Annotated in this window: 14 protein-coding genes; 3 read left to right on the top strand and 11 right to left on the bottom strand. The window is 59.3% G+C overall.

Features of this window, described 5'->3' with window-relative positions; genetic code table 11:
• The first annotated feature begins 167 nt into the window (after positions 1-167).
• Positions 168-1,355: an oxidoreductase gene (locus tag M1D32_RS20310; RefSeq protein WP_458782404.1), complete on the top strand. Its 1,188-nt coding sequence runs from the start codon at positions 168-170 to the stop codon at positions 1,353-1,355.
• Positions 1,356-1,769: 414 nt separating this feature from the next.
• On the top strand, positions 1,770-3,188 hold the full coding sequence (locus M1D32_RS20305; protein ID WP_458782403.1) for an MFS transporter: 1,419 nt from the start codon (positions 1,770-1,772) through the stop codon (positions 3,186-3,188).
• Positions 3,189-3,732: 544 nt separating this feature from the next.
• Here the strand turns inward: M1D32_RS20305 and M1D32_RS20300 are convergent.
• From M1D32_RS20300 to M1D32_RS20260, 9 genes are all read right to left on the bottom strand, one after another.
• Complete coding sequence (locus M1D32_RS20300; RefSeq protein WP_458782402.1) at positions 3,733-4,590, bottom strand: winged helix-turn-helix transcriptional regulator; 858 nt, start codon at positions 4,588-4,590, stop codon at positions 3,733-3,735.
• A gap of 405 nt (positions 4,591-4,995) precedes the next feature.
• Entirely contained in the window at positions 4,996-5,250 is a 255-nt protein-coding gene (locus M1D32_RS20295; RefSeq protein WP_458782401.1) for a hypothetical protein, read from the bottom strand.
• 120 nt (positions 5,251-5,370) lie between these two features.
• Entirely contained in the window at positions 5,371-6,312 is a 942-nt protein-coding gene (locus M1D32_RS20290; protein WP_458782400.1) for an SDR family oxidoreductase, read from the bottom strand.
• Between the two features lie 71 nt (positions 6,313-6,383).
• Positions 6,384-7,589 (bottom strand): VOC family protein, encoded by a 1,206-nt coding sequence (locus tag M1D32_RS20285; protein ID WP_458782399.1) that lies wholly within the window; start codon positions 7,587-7,589, stop codon positions 6,384-6,386.
• Between the two features lie 69 nt (positions 7,590-7,658).
• Positions 7,659-8,669, bottom strand: coding sequence for a fumarylacetoacetate hydrolase family protein (locus M1D32_RS20280; RefSeq protein ID WP_458782398.1), 1,011 nt, complete (start codon positions 8,667-8,669; stop codon positions 7,659-7,661).
• Between the two features lie 72 nt (positions 8,670-8,741).
• Positions 8,742-9,116, bottom strand: a complete 375-nt coding sequence (locus M1D32_RS20275; RefSeq protein ID WP_458782397.1) for a nuclear transport factor 2 family protein — start codon at positions 9,114-9,116, stop codon at positions 8,742-8,744.
• Positions 9,117-9,185: 69 nt separating this feature from the next.
• The gene (locus M1D32_RS20270; RefSeq protein WP_458782396.1) at positions 9,186-10,664 is read right to left on the bottom strand and encodes an aldehyde dehydrogenase; all 1,479 of its coding nucleotides are present in this window, start codon (positions 10,662-10,664) and stop codon (positions 9,186-9,188) included.
• 151 nt (positions 10,665-10,815) lie between these two features.
• Complete coding sequence (locus tag M1D32_RS20265; RefSeq protein ID WP_458782395.1) at positions 10,816-11,322, bottom strand: flavin reductase family protein; 507 nt, start codon at positions 11,320-11,322, stop codon at positions 10,816-10,818.
• 12 nt (positions 11,323-11,334) lie between these two features.
• On the bottom strand, positions 11,335-12,525 hold the full coding sequence (locus tag M1D32_RS20260; protein ID WP_458782394.1) for an acyl-CoA dehydrogenase family protein: 1,191 nt from the start codon (positions 12,523-12,525) through the stop codon (positions 11,335-11,337).
• A gap of 561 nt (positions 12,526-13,086) precedes the next feature.
• Here M1D32_RS20260 and M1D32_RS20255 point away from each other — a divergent pair.
• On the top strand, positions 13,087-15,405 hold the full coding sequence (locus M1D32_RS20255; RefSeq protein ID WP_458782393.1) for a LuxR C-terminal-related transcriptional regulator: 2,319 nt from the start codon (positions 13,087-13,089) through the stop codon (positions 15,403-15,405).
• Positions 15,406-16,055: 650 nt separating this feature from the next.
• Here the strand turns inward: M1D32_RS20255 and M1D32_RS20250 are convergent.
• Both M1D32_RS20250 and M1D32_RS20245 read right to left on the bottom strand, forming a co-directional pair.
• The gene (locus M1D32_RS20250) at positions 16,056-16,361 is read right to left on the bottom strand and encodes an antibiotic biosynthesis monooxygenase family protein (protein WP_458782392.1); all 306 of its coding nucleotides are present in this window, start codon (positions 16,359-16,361) and stop codon (positions 16,056-16,058) included.
• Positions 16,362-16,498: 137 nt separating this feature from the next.
• Positions 16,499-17,836 carry an MFS transporter gene (locus tag M1D32_RS20245; RefSeq protein ID WP_458782391.1) on the bottom strand — a complete coding sequence of 446 codons (1,338 nt, stop codon included), beginning with the start codon at positions 17,834-17,836 and terminating at the stop codon, positions 16,499-16,501.
• Between the last annotated feature and the right edge of the window lie 47 nt (positions 17,837-17,883).

Raw genomic sequence — 17,883 nt, 5'->3', positions numbered from 1 at the left:
TGGTCTCACTTGGGGAATCAATCGAAACCGACGTTGCGCGTCAAATTGTAGTTTGCACCGATACGGGGTGCATGCAAGGGAACAAAAATGTGCCTAATTGTAGGCTCTGAATGCGACCAGTAGAGTATGAGGAATTCCAATCACACTCAATGAAGAGGTGTAATAGCATGTCTACAACTCCCGGTCCTGATCCCCTGTTCGCTCCATTGCGGATAAACGGAAAAACAATTAGAAATCGATTCGTGTTGCCGGCGATGCAACGAAAAACGCGCGACTACGCTCCCACGCCCGGCATGGCCGATACCCTGCGAAAGTGCGCTGAAAATGGCGCAGGTCTGATAATTGCCGAAGGAGCCGCCCCCGACCATCCTGCTGCCTATTGGCAACCAGTCTTCGGCATCATCGGCGAAGCGACTGTACAGGGCTGGAGGCGTGTCGCCACCGCCGTAGTGGAGACTGGTGCGGTTTTTCTCATGCAGCTTTGGCATCCCGGTGCGTTGCGGCTGGTACTTGATGGTGTCCCCAACCCATATCCGGAACACCCTTCACTAAGTCCCTCGGGCTTAGTCCAGGAAGGCCGCACAAATGGGTTGGCCATGACGAGGCAGGAACTCGAGGAAACAAAGGCGGCATATGTCCAGAGTGCCATTATTGCGCAAGAGGTAGGTGCGCATGGCATCGAATTGCATTGTGCTCATGGCTATCTTTTGGACCTATTTTTATGGCACGAGACCAATAAGCGCGATGATGAGTATGGCGGTAAGAGTTTAGATGAACGCACTCGCTTCCCTGAGGAGATTGTTAAAGCTATTCGTGAGGCAACCGGTCCCGAATTTATCATTTCACTGCGGTTCTCCCAGTGGAAGGAAGTAGATTATCGGGCCAGGATCGCGGACCAGCCTGATGACCTCCGGCCGTTTATCCAGCGCCTTGAAGGCGCTGGGGTGAACCTCTTCCACGTCTCTACGCGTCGATTTGATGCGCCGGCGTGGCCTGAGTTGGATCCAGAGCGCAGCTTGGCATCGTGGGTGAAGTCCATGACGACTGTCCCTGTCATCGCCATAGGCAGTGTCGGTCTAAGTACGGATCTTGCTCAGGACATCTTCGATGATCGGGAGCCTGAGCTCCAGGTGGAGCAGGACCTCGCTCGGGTACGTCGCGGCCTCACGGCAGGTGACTTCGACCTTATCGGGGTTGGCCGGGCCCAAATCGCGAACACTGATTTTGTCGGTCGCGTGCGTACCAACCAGCTCTCTGACCTCCGAAACTTCCGTAAGTACATCGATCTCAGCGAAGCCTACGAATCCTATGTGCATGAAGGCCAGCTCGTGGACCAGTCGAGAAAAACGGACTAAGCCATATCCATTGGCTACGGCATTCGCACTCCATAAGCAGCCTGGAACGCCCGATACCGCGATCAAGAGCCGCGAAGACCCCTTTCACGTACTGTTCGGCGCCGGTCAGTTCAACCGTGCTCCGGCGCAGAGAACATCGTCGGGCGCACGCAGAACGATCTATCGAAGCAAGACACCCCACCACATCAGTCCAGAGGCTAGGGGGTCTTCGCACCACGGCTGGTATTGGCAGATCTGAGAACACCGAGCCCCGTGGAGGGAGTGCTCCCAGGGGCTCTGGCCAGGCGATTCCTACCAGAGGCAACCTGCCTGCAACGCCACACGGCCGTATCGCGCTGTCATAGGCCGTAGCCGGAGTTGCAGTTGAGCAATCCGATTAGGTAGGCCGGAAATCCGGCCCAACAAAGGAGCCATGTGAATATTTCAACGGCAAACCCCAATACATTCCGAGAGCAACCAAAGCTCAGTGGCTGGCGCGCAGCGGCCCTGATATCTACCCTGGTCGTTGCGACGGTGACCTTCCAGCTGACCGCCAGTATGGTGACCCCGGCGCTTCCTCAGATGGCGGCGACCTTTGGAGAGGGACCGGCCAGTGCGGCTCCCCTTCAATCAATGTTTTTCCTCGCCGCGGCAATCTCTGTTCCTATCGTCGGACGCTGGAGCGACTTCATCGGTCGTCGGTCAGGAATGCTCGTAGCCCTAGCGGTCGTTGTTGCAGGGACTATCCTCTGCATTGCCGCTCCTACACTGCAGATCCTCCTCACCGGCAGAATCCTGCAGGGAGCAGGTGGAGCCATGTTTACCCTGGCCTACATCGTCCTCAGAGAAAACCTGCACGCTCGAGTCTTTGGAATCTCGCTAGGTATTGTCGCCGCTATTAGCGGAGGTGTCGGTGGCCTCGACGGCTTCATCGGCGGTCTCATGACCGAAACCCTTGGCTTCAGATCCATCTTTGTGGTCGTGCTCGCTGTGGCGGCAATTGCTGGCATATCCATTCTGAAAATGGTCCCCAAGGGCCGACCACACGGCGTGCCCGGCCGCATGGACTGGTGGGGTGCCGGTTCATTGTCCCTGTTCCTGATTTTCCTGACATACTTCATCTCTGAAGGGTCCTCGGCGGGCTGGACCACTGCGCTCTCCCTCGCACTCCTCATCGGAACCGTATTAACCTTGGCGGCATTCTGGACCATCGAAAAGAGGTGCAGCCACCCACTCATCGCCATTGGTTACCTGCGTTCTCGTCAGTTCTGGCCTGTCATCGCCACCAGCACCCTGGCCCTGGCCGGCATGTTCGCCCTGCTTAACTTCACCGTGGTGCTTCTCAGCCAAGACGTCGATTTTGGGTTCGGCTTAAGCCCTTCCCTTTCGGCGCTGTTGTTCCTGGCACCGCCGGCTTTGCTGGGCGTATGCGCTGCACCTCTGGCTGGATGGATCGCCGACCGACGCGGATGGCTCATGACCCTTCGGCTAGGGGGTGGATTCAGCCTGGCCTTCGGTATCGTCGCAGCCACGTTCTCCACCAATCTACTTGTGGTGGCACTCTCCGTGGCCGGCCTTGGTATTTCCTATACCGGCTTTCTCTTCACCAGTCTCAATGGCCTCTCCGTCCTGCTATCCCCGGCTGAAGCCCCTGCTGCCCTGCCCGGCCTTACGGGTGCCAGTTTCAGCACTGGCGCCGGTCTCGGCATCGTACTCGTCCAGCCCTTCACAGCCCAAGCGGCATCCTTCGGTTATGGTCCGGCCCTATGGGCTTCAGTCGGCATCACTGCGGCCGCTTGCCTCGTCACGTTCTTGGTGCCGGCCCCCAACGGCGAAAAGCTACGAAAGCCCTAAGACAGTCCGCGCAGGAACGGGATACAGGGCAGCGACCGGAAAGTTCGGTTTACCGGTACCGTTGGCCCGCGGGTGGTTCCGGCCGGCGGAATGCCGTTGGCCGGAGCCTATTACTGTTCCGTCGGCTTCCTGGGCTGTGATTACGTTGGCCAGGTCTGAATCAGCTGAGTTTCAGGTCCAACTGCATGGGTAAAACCTGACCGCTCTGGTTCGTCACTGCCGGAACTGTGAGTGGCAAGCAGCCTTGTTCAGAGGGTTCATGTCCCCTTGCCAGCAGGCAAAATCCGGCACCGAATGTTTGTCTCCTGCTTCAACTGCGCGGTTTACAGGGCAGATGTTCTTCGCCGCCCCACGCCGATGCGCACTTTGACTCCATGAGTGTTCCCGTTCGCCCCTCGCCGGACGGGATACTCGGACCAGGGCCTATACAGGATCTGAGCGGGCCGCGGTCACTCGCAACATTGTCGGGAGGAGAAAATTGGCAGGCGCCTGCACCTGGGGCCAAAGGATGTGGCTGCTGATTTCCCTTGAACAAGATCAGCACCTATGAGGAGTCAGTCGGATATTGATGTGACACAACTTTCCTGTCGAAGGCTTCGCTGGCGGTTGCTATTTCCTCTCCATGCTGGTCTATCCATTCGATGAGTGGCAGCAGTTTGTCTGATAAGCCACGGCCGAGAGGCGTCAGGGAGTATTCGACATGTCTACGTTCATGGTCAATGACATGACGTGCAATAAGACCGTCGCGCTCAAGCAGTCGGAGGTTGAGAGTGAGCATACGCTGCGAGATAGGGTGAGTCGGATCCAACGCAGCGAGCAATCTTCTGATCGTGGATGGACGGTAGGGGCCTGTACGAGCGATCATAAGGAGCCAGTTACGCCAGTAATTACCGATGTGATCCACCACGCTCACGATGGGATTGTTGCGGGTGGACTGGTAACGGTCCAGCTGTCCGCAGAAGTATTCAAAGTACTCGAGCGAATCTTCACGGCCTTCTGCCGAGGAGCCGAGAACCGTGCGAACTCGCCCGAGAGATTGCGATGACCCAAATTTCTCGCCCATTTCCGGTGAAGGATCCAAACTGCCGGTGCCCGTGAAAGTCTTGGCGGTGTCCGGGGCAACCGGGCAGAGCTCTTCCACAACAGGTGCTTTGCTTGACTTCCGAGGATTACTTAAGCCCCTGTTCCCCGCGCCGCTAAGATCTCTTAATGGTTCCGCAGCCTCGGCACCTTGGTCTCCGCTGTCCAAGCCAGGCCTAGACGCCATACCGACCCAGCGTCTTAATGTGGTCAAAGAGATTCCAAGATCGGCCGCAATCGCAGGCAAAGGCCGGTCAGAAGCTGCCGCCAGTGTCACAGCATGAATCTTGAACTCTTCAGGGTAGGTATGACGAGCAGACATTGGAGCACCCTTTCATGCTTGCACTGCAGTCAGCGCAGTAGCGCAGACGTCACGACCTCTAGACTCGTAGCGCCATCGAGTTCGGCGTCCGTGACTACTATGATCGCCCTGGCGCGAAGAATAGACTTCCCGGCATGGCGTCCGAATTCACTAAATCCACCACGCCTGGGAACAACCAGGACGGACTTCACTCATGCACGCTGCTCGTTGGGTCAGGAGAGCTTTAGAACGGAACTGCTCGGGTGAGATCAGTGCGCTGGAGCGGAGCATGGCATCTCCGCTGTAGGAATTGGGCTGATGCGAGATCACAGCGAGCACGACTCGTCTCCAGGTGCTTGTTCAAATGCTCCCCACAATTCTGCACCTGAAACGCGGCTTCAGCTTGCGTCTGTGGTGCCGGGCAGGTCAACCATAGAGTCTCGATGAGGTCATCCGGTACGTGGATTCGCCGTGCAGCTCGAGTGGTTCAACCCATGCTGCATAGTTCTCAGCGGCGGCGTACATCTGCCGCAAGTTGATGCCGTCAGCTGCGAGCCAGAGGACTGATGAATCCGGCATAACGTTTTCGACGATTCCGGTCCTGATCACTTGGTTGCCCCTGCGGATTTGGACTAGGGCTCCAACCAGGCGCTCCCAGTCCGGGTAGTTTTGCAATGCCACTTGGTCTCCTTTCCTGCCTGTTAGTGTTTGTCGCGCCCATTCATGAACATGGAGACGGCTTCGCCCCTGATGTCATTGGGAACGAAGCCGTCTACCGCGCAGATCAAGGAATGGATGGTTTTATGAAACCTCTGCCGGGATTTGGTCATAGGGCACGGATTTGACGGTTTCCATGACCGACCGGAGATGCTCGGGATCGCGCCCCGTGATCAGCTTCACGTGTCCTGAAAGGATCGTCTGGTAGCCCTCAGCTATTGCGACTTCGGCGGTGACCAGTTCATCGCTTGCCCACATGTGCCCGTCGGCGCTTGGCGGCATGCTGGGGTCGTACGTCCGGGGAATACCTATGGAGTCAAAAAAGGCCAGCCGCTCATCAGCTGATATTGGCATGTAGTTTATGGGAGTGCCATGCACCTCCGAACCAATGCGTGCGATTTCTTCGAAGGTCAGCAACTCAGGCCCGGTGATTTCGTAAACAGCACCAACGTGCTTCTCGGCCTGAAGCAGGACGCTAGCAGCGCTGCGGGCGACGTCGGCTTTGGCCGCTGGAGCCAGGCGCCCGTCGGCTGATGCCTGCGCCATGACGCCACTGGCTGTGGCAGGAGCAACGAGGATATTGCTGATGATCTCGGAGTACAGCGCGTTACGGAGGAAGGTGTAGTCCAAGCCGGAATTCCGAAGGTCCAGTTCGCTCTGGTAGTGGTCCCTTGCTGAAAGAGCGGGATTGTTGGGGTGTACGCCCCCGACCGATGTGTACACGATGTGACGGATCCCAGCACGTTTGGCTGCGGCAATTGCGTTTCGGGTTTCGGACACCCGGCGGCCAAGATTCAGTCCGCTGATAAGGAAGAGGACTTCCCCGCCAGTGTACGCAGCGTTGAGGGAGTCCGGTTCCTGGTAGTCGCCGCGCATCACGCGGATGCCGGGTGTTTTGTGCTTGTAGAGCTTTTCCGGGGTGCGTGAGACAAGTGTTAATTCGATGTCCGGGTCAGCCGCCAGAAGTAGTTCTGTGACTCTGCGGCCAAGATCCCCTGATGCCCCACTGATGATGATACGGCCCAATTCAGGGCCTCCTTTCTAGTGTTTTTTCCCGGCCTCTTTGGCGGGAACCGTCGTGCTAGTGAACTCGGGTGTCAGCCGAGCGGGCCCCAGAAGGTTTCTCCCGCATACGTGTCAGACAAAGGGGCCAGCGCTTCGGGCCAGACCTCGGGGTCGACAACGCGTCGCTGGGCTTGTGACCTTGTGGTTCCATCCCAGCCGACCTGTTCCATGTAGTAGTAAAGCTGCATGACGTGACCGTCCGGGTCCACCGCATGCACCGTGTAATCCATTCCGGGGTGGATCTCCTGAGGCAATTCCAGGAGCTTCACGCCGCGCTCTTCGAGGAAGCTCCGCGCTGCTCGCAGTTGTTCGTAGGAGCCGAGTTGGATGCCGAAGGAGAGCAAGGTGGTGTGTTCGCTGACTCCCAGGACTTTGCGCAGTTCCATCGGGAAGAGGCCGAGGCTGTGGTGTTCGGTGTTTGCCCTGAGAAATACGGCGCGGTGGCCATCGATGACGGTTTCCTCGCTCTTTACGAGGCCGAGCCGCTGTGTGTAGAACTGCTCTGCGGCGGCGACGTCCTCGACGAATATACTTACCGGTCCGATGCGCACGGGTTTGAACGGGCGGGAGAGGAGCACGCCTCCGACATCGAAGGTCTTCGGCAACTCGTCGACCCACCGGTATCCGCTCGTGAGATCGACTCCGTCCGCCTCTGCAGCTGCCAATTCGCTGCCCTCGGACCTGGTGGGAAGCGACGGGTGCTCATTGGCCCATGGCCACAAAACCTCGGGCTTGCTGCGGCCATCCCAGCCAACCTGTTCGATGCCATATTCCAGCTCATTGGTGTGGCCGGTGGGATCAGGGAAATATGTGTGCCAGTTGGATCCCGGGTCCCGTCCGTATCGTTCGATCTTGTTGCCCAGCGACTCGAGCCATAGGCGGGCTTCAACGACTTCGCGAAGGCTGCCCACCTGCCAGGTGATCTGGTTGATTGTCAGGTCGCCGCGTGCCGGGGAGTCCATGTGATCAACCCACGATTTTGGCATCAGGACGAACGTATGGTGATCGCTGTTATGGCGAAGGAAATAGATGTGTTTGTCGGCCAGGCCCTCGAGCCAGACGCCCGGGTCATACTTGTCCAGGTCTAGTGCGTCGGCCACCTGGAATCCGAGGAGGTCGCGGTAATAGATCAGGGAAGCACCTGTATCTTCAACGCTGATGCCGAAATGGTTAAGCCGGCGGATTTTGAAGGGGCGGTCGTAGAGAACACCGCCCACATTATGCTGTTGATCGCTCATGATGATCTTTCCTTGTCCGGGTCCCGTCAGGGCAATTGCTAATGCCCCGGCTCTGTTCTGTCAGCAACCTCAATTGCTGGGGCTGGTCACTTCGTTACGGATCGTGCCGATGAGATCTGAGGACACCTCAACGACGTCGCCTGGCTTCACGAAAAGCGTGTCCGGATGTGATCCGTCTGTTTGTTGCTGGCTGGAATCGACGGCGGTTCCCTTCGGTGTCCCGCTACTGATGAGGTCACCTGGATAAAGGGTCGTGTCCGCGGATAAGTGCTGGATGAAAGCGGAGAAATCGTGCACCATCGATTTGGTGTTGCCGCTTTGCCGGACCTCGCCGTTCACACGGCATTCGATGGGAATGTCCTGCGGGTCAAGCCCCTCATTTACCACTATCCATGGCCCGATGGTTGCCGAGGTATCAAAGTTTTTGGAATGCATGAAGTCGGGACCGAAGGACACGTTGTCCCTGATAGACCAGTCATTGGCCAGGGTGTAACCCCAGATATATGGCAGGGCATCACCCCGGCCAATATCGCGGCCCTGCTTGCCGATGATGACGGCCACCTCGGCCTCGTAATCCAAACGGCGGGTCCGTGCGGGGTAGCGTACCGGCTGGCCGTTTGCGGATACTGCCCGCCGGTCCTTGAGGAAATATTTCGGTCCTCCCTGAACAAGCCGCTTAAGGACCTCAGCGGTGTCATCCCCGGAACTGTTTTTGCTGGCTGCTTCCATATGGTCAAAGAAGTTGGCAAGGGCGCAGAAGATCCGGGAACCGTCGGCGACAGGGGCGTGCATTTCCGTCTCGCCGAGTCCAAAGAAGAGCTGCTCCCCCGCCAGCCCGCGATCGTCCACGGCTTTGGTCCACAAATACTCGACGGCGGCTTGGGCTCCTTGGAGCGACCTCTCCCCCTCCGCGATGAATGCACCAAGCTCCGATGGGACCTCAGCATCGGCCTGTGCCTGCGGCCGGACAGCATCTGTCGTTTCCGCCAGATACTTGGCGTAGGCACTGTTGGCGTCGACGACTTTGTCGTCCTGAATGACGCCGACCCGTCGATGGGGTCCGAAAACAGCTATTTTCATGTGCTCTCCTGGTAATTTGCCTGAAACTCAGGGCGTCTTACGGGTGTAGGTGCTAGAGGTGATAAAACCGGGCTAGTGGGCGGGGTCTATGCCCACGTCATTGAAGACACCCGCGTCGGTTGGCGTGAGGCTGTAGATAGCCAGACTTTGAATCTTCCCGTCGCGAATGGTGAAGAAGTCCCCGAGTTTGAGGGATGTCCCGTTGGCATCAAGGTCAATCTCAACGGCTACATGGTCTCCGTCCACCACCGGAGGGCGGGGGCTTGGTTTCATGGCTCCCGGCCTCAGGCCGTTTTGGTACATCCGTCCGATTGCGTCGGCACCTTCGAGTGTTCCTGCGGCGTTGGTCAACCGCGCATCGGATGCAAACAAGGCCGCTACCGCGGCGGCGTCACCGGCTGTTACGCCTGCAAAGTAGGCGGCGACGATCTCGGCTGAACTATTCATGGCAGCTCGTACTCCTTCCGGGGCAACCCGGTGAAGGGTGCATGACGGTCTTTCTGGTGTTCTTCCAGGTCAGGCGCTCAGGTACTTTGAGGAGGCATAGATTGATTTGTATTCGAGGTAGGCGTTGATGCCTTCGGGTCCCAGTTCCCTGCCGACACCGGAATCCTTGAATCCACCAAAAGGGGCACCCAGGTCCAAGGTGTAGTAATTGAGTCCGATGGTCCCTGTTCGTACCCGCCGCGCGATGGACAGCGCCCTGTCTTCGTCAGCGCTCCACACCGACCCGCCAAGGCCGTAGTTACTGCCGTTCGCCATCTGTACCGCATCCTCGTCATCGTCGAACGGGATGAGCGCCATGACGGGACCAAAGACTTCTTCGCGGGCGAGCCGGTCATTGTTATCAACATCCGCGAAGACCGTGGGCTGGACGAACCACCCCTTATCAAGGTCGGCCGGGCGGCTTCCGCCAGTCACCAGCCGGGCGTTGGAGGCTTTTGCCATCTCGATGTAGCCCAAAACACGTTCCAGGTGCCCTCGTGTGGCCATGGGTCCCATCGTTACTAATGGGTCCAGTGGGTTACCCAGCTTGTATGAAGCGGCGAAACTTCCGATCGCGTCGACGACTTCTGCGTAGCGGGAGCGCGCGATCAGGATCCGTGACTGTGTCGTGCAGGTCTGGCTGTTGTTCAGGAAGGAGGCGTTGTCCAGGCCAGCCAGCAAGGTGTTGACATCGCCGTCCTCAAGAAAAACAGCTGCGGATTTTCCGCCGAGTTCAAGGGTGCAACGACGGATCAGGCGCCCGCACTCAGCGCCGATAATTCTTCCTGCTGCCGTTGAACCTGTGAAAGCGATTTTATCCACCAATGGGTGGGAGACCAGCGCGGCACCGGCGTCACGGTCTCCCAGGACGATGTTCAATACCCCATCGGGCAACCCTGCGGCCCTGGCTGCATCGGCAAAGACGTAGGAATCCAGAGCGGTTTCGGGCGAGGGTTTGAGCACCACTGTGCAGCCGGCGGCAAGGGCTGGCGCAATCTTGAACATAGCCAGCGCCTGCGGAAAGTTCCAGGGCGCGATGGCGCCGACCACGCCCACGGGCTCCCGGCGGACAATGGTTGAGCCGGCCTGACTGACGCGCACCTCCTCCAGGGCGATGTTCTCGACAACGTCGGCGTAGATTCTCAGTAGCGCCGCTGGCGCTCCACCGTTCAACATCTGTGACAGGCCAATGGGCATGCCGTTTTCGCGGCTGACCAGTTCGGAAGTGGTTGTGGATCGAAGGTCCAATTCATCGGCAAACTTGCGAAGCATGGCCGCGCGTTCTGCTGCAGTCGTTCGGCCCCAGGGCCCCTCGTCGAGGGCACGGCGGGCGGCCCTCACTGCTGCATCAATGTCTGCTGCCGAACCCAGGGCTGCTGTTCCAATTACTTCGCCGGTCGCTGCTTCTACTTGGTCCTGCGTGCGGCCCGTTCTGGGGGTGGCCCAGTCACCGTCAATGAAAAAGCGCTTCCGGTCCAGGTCGTTGGGTCGCTCAACGATGAGTGACATGTGTTCTCCTTGCTAAATGTGTGGTGTGAACGAAGAGATCGTCAAACAGGGGGCAGCGGCAGCGTTAGGGAACCAGCATGCTGGCCCTGCTCGTACCCGTCTGGTTCTCGGGGATTGGTACGCCGGGGCCTTCCCGCGCGGTCCATTGCCGCTAGACGGTGAGGTTGAGGAAGTTGCCTTGGAGGAAGATCAGGGGTGGGTTGGTGGCGCGTAGCTCGAGGGATTCGACCCGTCCGACGACTTGGTAGTGGTCACCGATGAGATCGATTTTGTAGCGCGTGCATTCAAGGGTGACGATGGCGTCGTTCAGTAGCGGGACGCCGCGGTCGGAGGCGGTCCAGTCCACTTCGTTGAAGCGGTCTTCGGAGCGGCGGGAGAAGGCTTTGCAGAGGGCGGTTTGGTCTTGGCCGAGAATGCTGACGCCAAAGTGGCTGGCTTCGTAAAGGCGGGGCCATGTTTTGGAGGCCTTGTCTACGAAGAAGGCGACCAGGGGCGGTTCCAGTGAGACTGAAGTGAAGGAGCCTACGGTCATGCCGACGGGCCCGGACCTGGTGCCGGCGGTAACGACCGCGACGCTGGTCGGGACGTGCCCGAGGACGCGCCGGTAGGTTCGTGCCGGGTCTTCAGCTGGTGCTGGGGGGATAGTGGGGGTGGACATTTTGGCCCTGCCTTAGAGGTTGATGGTTGGTTCCAGGCCCATCAGGACCCGGCCGTAGGCTTCTTTGCCGATTTCTGGGGTGACGAAGGCGTGCCGGGCTGCGATTTCTGAGTCGCGCCAGATCTGGTTCAGGACGTTGGCTTCTGCGAACGAGCCGGCACCGTTGGCGGTCATCAATGCATCGATGGCCTGCCCGATCAGTTCGGCGATAATGCCGGTGTCGTTACGGATACGGGCGCGGGTGGGCAGGTCCAGTTGCTGGCCGGCATCGGCTGCCGTGTCGATGTCAAGGCACATCCGGTTCAGGAGCAGTTCTGAGATGTGAAGGTTGGTGGCGGCCTTCGCGACGGCGAGCTGATGGGTGGGGGAATTCTTGGCGTTGTCGTACATTGTGTAGGCCACTGGTTTGCCAGGCAGCTTGGCCACGGTGATTTCCAGCGCGTGCCGGGCCAGGCCGATCTGCGGGGCGATAAGGATTGCGGCTGCGACGGCGTTGAAAGCAACGTTGGCCATGCGGTCGTCTTTGAACGGGGTGAGGAAGTCTGAGCTGAGCATGTTGCTGAGGCGCTGTACGCGGTGCTCGGGGACGAAGTGGTTTTCGACCACGATCGTGTCACTGCCGGTGCCCTTCATCCCGGCAACGAACCAAGTTGGCTCGATGGTCCAGGCCTCGGCTGGCACCAGGGCCAGCGCCATCGGGTCCTCACCATCAAGCAAAACCCCCAGGGTTGCCCAATCGGCAGCGAAGGAACCGGAAGAATACGGCCACCGGCCGCTGATCAGGTAACCCCCTTCGACACGCTCACTCTTGCTGCCCGGGCTGAATGTTCCGGCCACCTTCGCCAGTGGGTTGCTCCCGAAGACCTCCTCCTGGGCCTGCAGGGAAAATGTGGAGGCAAAGCCCGTCCCGACCATCATCAGTGTCGTGACCCAGCCGGTGGAACCATCACCGCGGGAAATTTCCTTGGTAACCTCCACAGCTGTGCGCAGTGAAGCACCCATGCCGCCGTATCGCTTGGGAACCAGCATGCGGAAAAGCCCGGCACCTTCCAACGCCGACACCACCTCCGGAGCCACGCGCCGGGCCTCAGAACCCTGCCCGGCGAACTCCCGGACCAACGGCACTAAATCAGCGGCACGAGCCACTAACCCGGCATCCGGAACATTAATATCTGACAGTTCGGCGATCGACGTCGTAGTCATGGTGCCTCTTTCTTAGTGTGAATGTGTGGAGGGATGGACCCCGGAACTTCGGCGGCGGACCGTATCGCTATCTGTCCTTCCTTAGGTGGAGGGCAGAGGCAGGGACCAGGGTTGGTGTCAAGATTTGTTGTACGATGCCGGGAAGGTTCCGGATGTAGCGCTGGCCTGTCCATCAATGCAGTCAGGCCAGAGGTCCTCCGCAATCCAGTGATCTGAAACCGCAGTGGGATGGCAGCAGTCTTGGGGGGAACCCGACAAGCGGGCTGCGGGGCAATTGTCCAACCGGATGCCAGCGCTGGGCCGGCAGGTGATTGTCGCTGCTACTCTGCGCCTCATCGCGCTTGCCTTCCGTTTGCTTCAAAGTGTCGTTTTGACTGGATCCAGTCTGATCCCCAGGGCCGGGACAAGAACGGGTCAAATGACCCCATCCTCTACCTGTATTGTTTTCTGCATCACAGGAGGGTCATGAGTACTGACGCAGTAGTTAGTCGCTCCATCGGAGGCCATAATCTGACGAGCTTTATAGGACGACGGCGAGAACTTGCCGAAGCGCGTGAGCTGATGTCACGCTCCCGTCTCCTAACCCTTGTCGGTCCCGGGGGCGTGGGCAAGACCCGTCTCGCCGCCGAGCTGTCCTCACGGACCCGGAAGGCGTTTCGCGACGGTGTCTGGATCGTTGAACTCGCGGCTTTGGATGACAATTCCCTGGTCGGCTCCCAGGTTGCCGCCGCCCTCCGACTTTCCGACCAGTCAAACCGGTCCCCCGCGGAGAGGATTGCGGACCACGTCCAGGAACGACAGCTGCTCCTGGTCCTGGACAACTGTGAGCATCTTCTGGACGCGGTATCGGCACTGGCGGCCAGGCTGTTGGACGTCGCACCAGAACTGCGTGTCATCGCCACGAGCAGGGAGCCTTTGGGGATCTTAGGCGAGCAGATTTACCAGGTACCGCCCCTCAGTGCCCCCTCTGTGCCAGACGGGGAGGCTGGTGCCATTGAAGCCTTTGAATCTGTCCGGTTGCTGGTCGATCGGGCGCGGAGCGTGGACGCCGAATTCAAAATCACCGAGGGCAACCGGCTCGCTGTCGCCCAGCTGTGCCGAATTCTCGACGGAATCCCACTGGCAATCGAACTCGCTGCCGCGCGGCTGCGCTCCGTATCGGTTGCTCAGCTGGTCGAACGGCTGGACCGGCGCTTCGACATCCTGACCAGCGGAAGCCGGGCAGCGATTCCCCGGCAGCAAACGCTGAGGGCGCTCATCGACTGGAGCTACGAACTTTGCACCAGGGACGAGCAACTTTTGTGGGCCAGGCTTGCAGTCTTTCCTGCCGGCTTTGACATCGAGGCCGTGGAGGAGGTCTGCGGTTTTGGCCAGATCAACAAACGGGACGTTCTTGACCTGTTGGATCATCTCGTAGCGAAGTCTCTGGTCATTGCCGAAAACGTCTTTGAAGAACCGTTTGCTGGCGGTCAACGACGGCGGTACCGCCAGCTGATGACCTTTCGGGAGTACGGCGCAGAACTGCTTGAAAGCATCGGAGAATCTTCTGACTTGCGTCGTCGCCAGCGCGACCACTATCTGGGTAAGGCATCTGAAACGGTAGCGCTCTGGTGTGGACCGGAACAGGCAACCCGCCTCGCCGCTGCCAGACGGGACCATACAAATATCCTCTCGGCGCTGGAATGGTCAGCAGCCACGCCGGGAGAGGAACTGGCAGGCATGCAGCTTGCGGCTCTCCTCAGGTACCACTGGATCGCCGGCGGCAACCTCAGCGATGGCCGCCGGTGGCTCGACCGCATGCTTGGCCTGGCGGTGCACGGCACACCGGAACGTGGAGGCGCCTTGTGGGTGACCGCTTGGGTTGCCCTGCTTCAGGGCGACCGTGAACCGGCCCACGAGTATCTTGCAGAGTGCCGCAGCATCGCCGGCGATCTGGACGATCATGTGCTGGCTGCTCATGTTGACCATTGGGAAGCCCTCAGCGAAGTCTTCAATGGCCGCCTGGAGCACGCTATTGAACTCTTTCGTAAGGCTGCAGCCGTCCATCGCAGGGAAGAGGACCTGGCATCAGAACTCACCGCGCTTTTCCTTTTGGCCTGGGCGCAGATGTACGCCGGCCAAATAGAGAGTGCAATCGCCACGTGCCGGGAGGTCCTGACGGAAAGTGGCAAGCGAGGCGAGCGGTGGAGCCACGCCTACGGTCACGCAGTTATGGGCCTTTGCCAGTGGCACCTTGCGCAGCTTGAGGAGGCGCGCCAATCCCAGATCGCCGCCCTGGAAATTCAACGCGACTTCCATGATGGGCTCTGCGTTGCGCTGACTATTGAGCAGATGTCATGGACAGCTGCCTCTGGTGGCCGCTACGAACCAGCAGCGATTCTTTTCCACGCGGCACAATCTGTTTGGAAAGGGATTGGCACCACAATTTCCGCGTTTGGACCGCTTGAAATTGACTTCGAGCAGACTGCGGCTCAAGTAAGAAAGGAGCTCGGGGAGGCCCGGTTCCTGTCAATCCTGGACGGCCGGCCCATACAAACAACGGATCAAGCCGTGGAACTCGCGTTGAACTTGGCCCGGGCCGGCTATGTTTTACCGCGGGCGGACGCATCCTCGGGGCACAAAAATCCTGCAATCCGCCGTACAAGCGAACCCGCATATCTGGGTCCTTACGGCCAGCAGGGCGGCCCGGAACTTACCGAACGGGAAGCACAGGTTGCGGCCCTTGTTGCCCAAGGGCAAAGTAACAAGGAAATTGCGGCCGAACTGGTGCTCTCGCCCAGGACAGTTGGCGGTCACATCGAGCGAATCCTGGCCAAGTTGGGGTTCACCTCACGGACCCAAATCGCGTCCTGGGTCGTCGGGCGCACGCCGGCGGGGTAACCAATAGTGTCTGGCCGAGCAGGGACCGGCTGTTTCAGTCCTCGGGCCGGACTAAGCGCTTTCCTCGATGCGCCATCCGGCCCATGGGTACGCCACCTGGCGCAGGGACGCTCCGCGCGAGAAAGTATGGCGGAAGCGGATATGGGTGCTAGTCGGAGTTCGCCGCGGATTAGAGATTCTTCTGAGATAAGTGCCGATCTTTCCCATTTTTGGTACTCCTCATTGAGTGGGGGGATTGTTATGTCCCGCAACAGTGCCGGGACGTGGGGCACCGGTCTGACTATCACCGACCCGGAGCATGCCGAGGCGGCAAGGGCACGGCGGAAGGCCTTCCAAACCCGACCCAGTGGACGAAACAACCGGGCAGCGGGGACCCGCGGACTACCAAAGGGGCATTCCGTTGTTGTTGTTGGTCATGAAATCACTTGAGGACTTCACCTTGCATCACCAGCACGGCATCAACGTTTCTTACAGTCCTGGCAACCCCGGCCAACCGGGCCCATCGAAGTTTTTCACGGAGCCGAGCCGTGAAATCCTCAGGCCAGGGCCTGACGGCGCCCGCCGAGAGGGTGCCCTGGCAGACTGCTGGAACTGACGGTTGACCTTAGGTTGCTTGGATCGCGCGGCCTATCAGGGATGAGGATGAGCCCTTATGACGTCGCCGATACGTCCTGACCATCGTAGTGGATGACGTTCGGTGGACCTGCGCAATGCGCCATCAGCACTCTGGCCAATTCGTTGCCTTGAAAAGTGCCAGGAAAGGTTTCTGTATGGTCCTCCACTCTTTCCCAACCCACCCGAAGCAGATACGCGGCAGGAGTATCGACACTTACCAACAGCTCAACAGAAAGGCATCCTGCTGCCTCAAGCAACAAATGCCTGACAGCCGTAAAGTCCTTTAGGAACTGTTCTTCGGTTTCTGGATTTATTCGGAGGTCAGCATGTTCGTAGATCATTAGGTCCTCTCATCAATTCACCCACTGCTACAGGTGTGCCGGAAAACCGCCGCCCGTCACTTCCTGCTTCCCGGCAGCCGCGGCTTCGATGGCAGAGAGTCCCCCGGCGAAGTCCCGCCGGGGGACGCTCTCCCCCGTCATGACTCCACGGATACGGCGGCATGGGCGGCCCCTTCTTGAGTCTTGTCCCTGTATCCACGGACTGGCGCGAACAGTGCGAGGAGGCTGATCACCCCGATGGCAATGACCAACGCCGAGACGTATACCGGGTCATTTCCACCGCGGGCTGCCAGCAGGGCGGTGGCAGCGAGAGGTACGAGACCTCCGCCGAGGGTAGAGGACAGTTGGTAGGCCAGGGATGCGCCGGTGTAGCGGGATTCGGCGCCGAACATTTCGGAGATGTATGCGGCGGTGGGCCCGTAAACCATAGCTTGGAGCACGGGGTTGCCAATTAGGAATGCCAGGAAGAGCAACAGGAGGCTATCTGAGGCGACCATCAGCCAGATGGGGTGAATCATGAGGGTCATGCCGATCACGCCTGCCGCCATGACCTTGCGCCTGCCGATCCTGTCAGAGAGTGCTGCGAACATCGGAATGGTGAATACATGGATCACCTGGGTCGCCAGGCTGATCCATAGGATTTCTGAGCGGCTGTGGCCTGAAGCGATGGCGTACGGCACGGCAAAGGTAGCGAGCAGGGACTGGACGGCGAAGGCCATGATTGTTGCCAGGCAAGCGGTGATGACGGCGCGCGGATACTTGGTGACCACCTCAAGGATCGGGTTTCGCGGGCGCGCGGAAGACGATGCTGCCTGGCGCTGAGCTTCGAGGAAGACCGGTGATTCGGCGACCTTGAGGCGAACGAACAGCCCGATGGCGACAAGGGCTGCGCTGAGGAGGAACGGCACCCGCCAGCCCCAGCTCATGAACGCTTCGTCGGGCATCATGCTGCAAAGGCTGAAAACGGCAGTTGCCAAGGCGGCGCCGGCGGGACCACCCATGTTGGCGAAACTGGCGGAAAACCCTTGGCGTTCCCGCGTTGAATGCTCCATAGCCATCAGTGCTGCTCCGCCCCATTCGCCACCGACGGCTATACCTTGGATCACGCGCAGGATAATCAGCAGCAGGGGTGCCAGCTGACCTATTGCAGCCTGGGTCGGGATCAGCCCAATGCAGAAGCTCGCACCACCCATCATGAGCATCGTCAGGACGAGCATCTTCTTTCGTCCGAGTCGGTCTCCGAGGGGGCCGAAGATCAGCCCGCCCAGCGGCCTGGCCAGATATCCAACGGCAAGCGTCGCGAAGGATGCGATCATACCCATTGCCGGAGACAGGTTTGCGAAGTAGAGAGGGGCAAATACCACGCTGGCGGCCAGGCCGTAAAGCAGGAAATCGTAGAATTCGATTGTGCTTCCCATAAAACTTGAAAAGAGTACCGATTTCATTCGGCCGCTGGTGGGCGGGTTGACTGACATTTAAGACTCCTGATTTTGATGTCGCTGCATCGCAGGACTGATGCGAT

This window comes from Arthrobacter sp. D3-16, from assembly GCF_054408515.1.
Note: the sequence above shows the minus strand (reverse complement) of the source record. Positions and strands in the feature narration are given on the sequence as shown.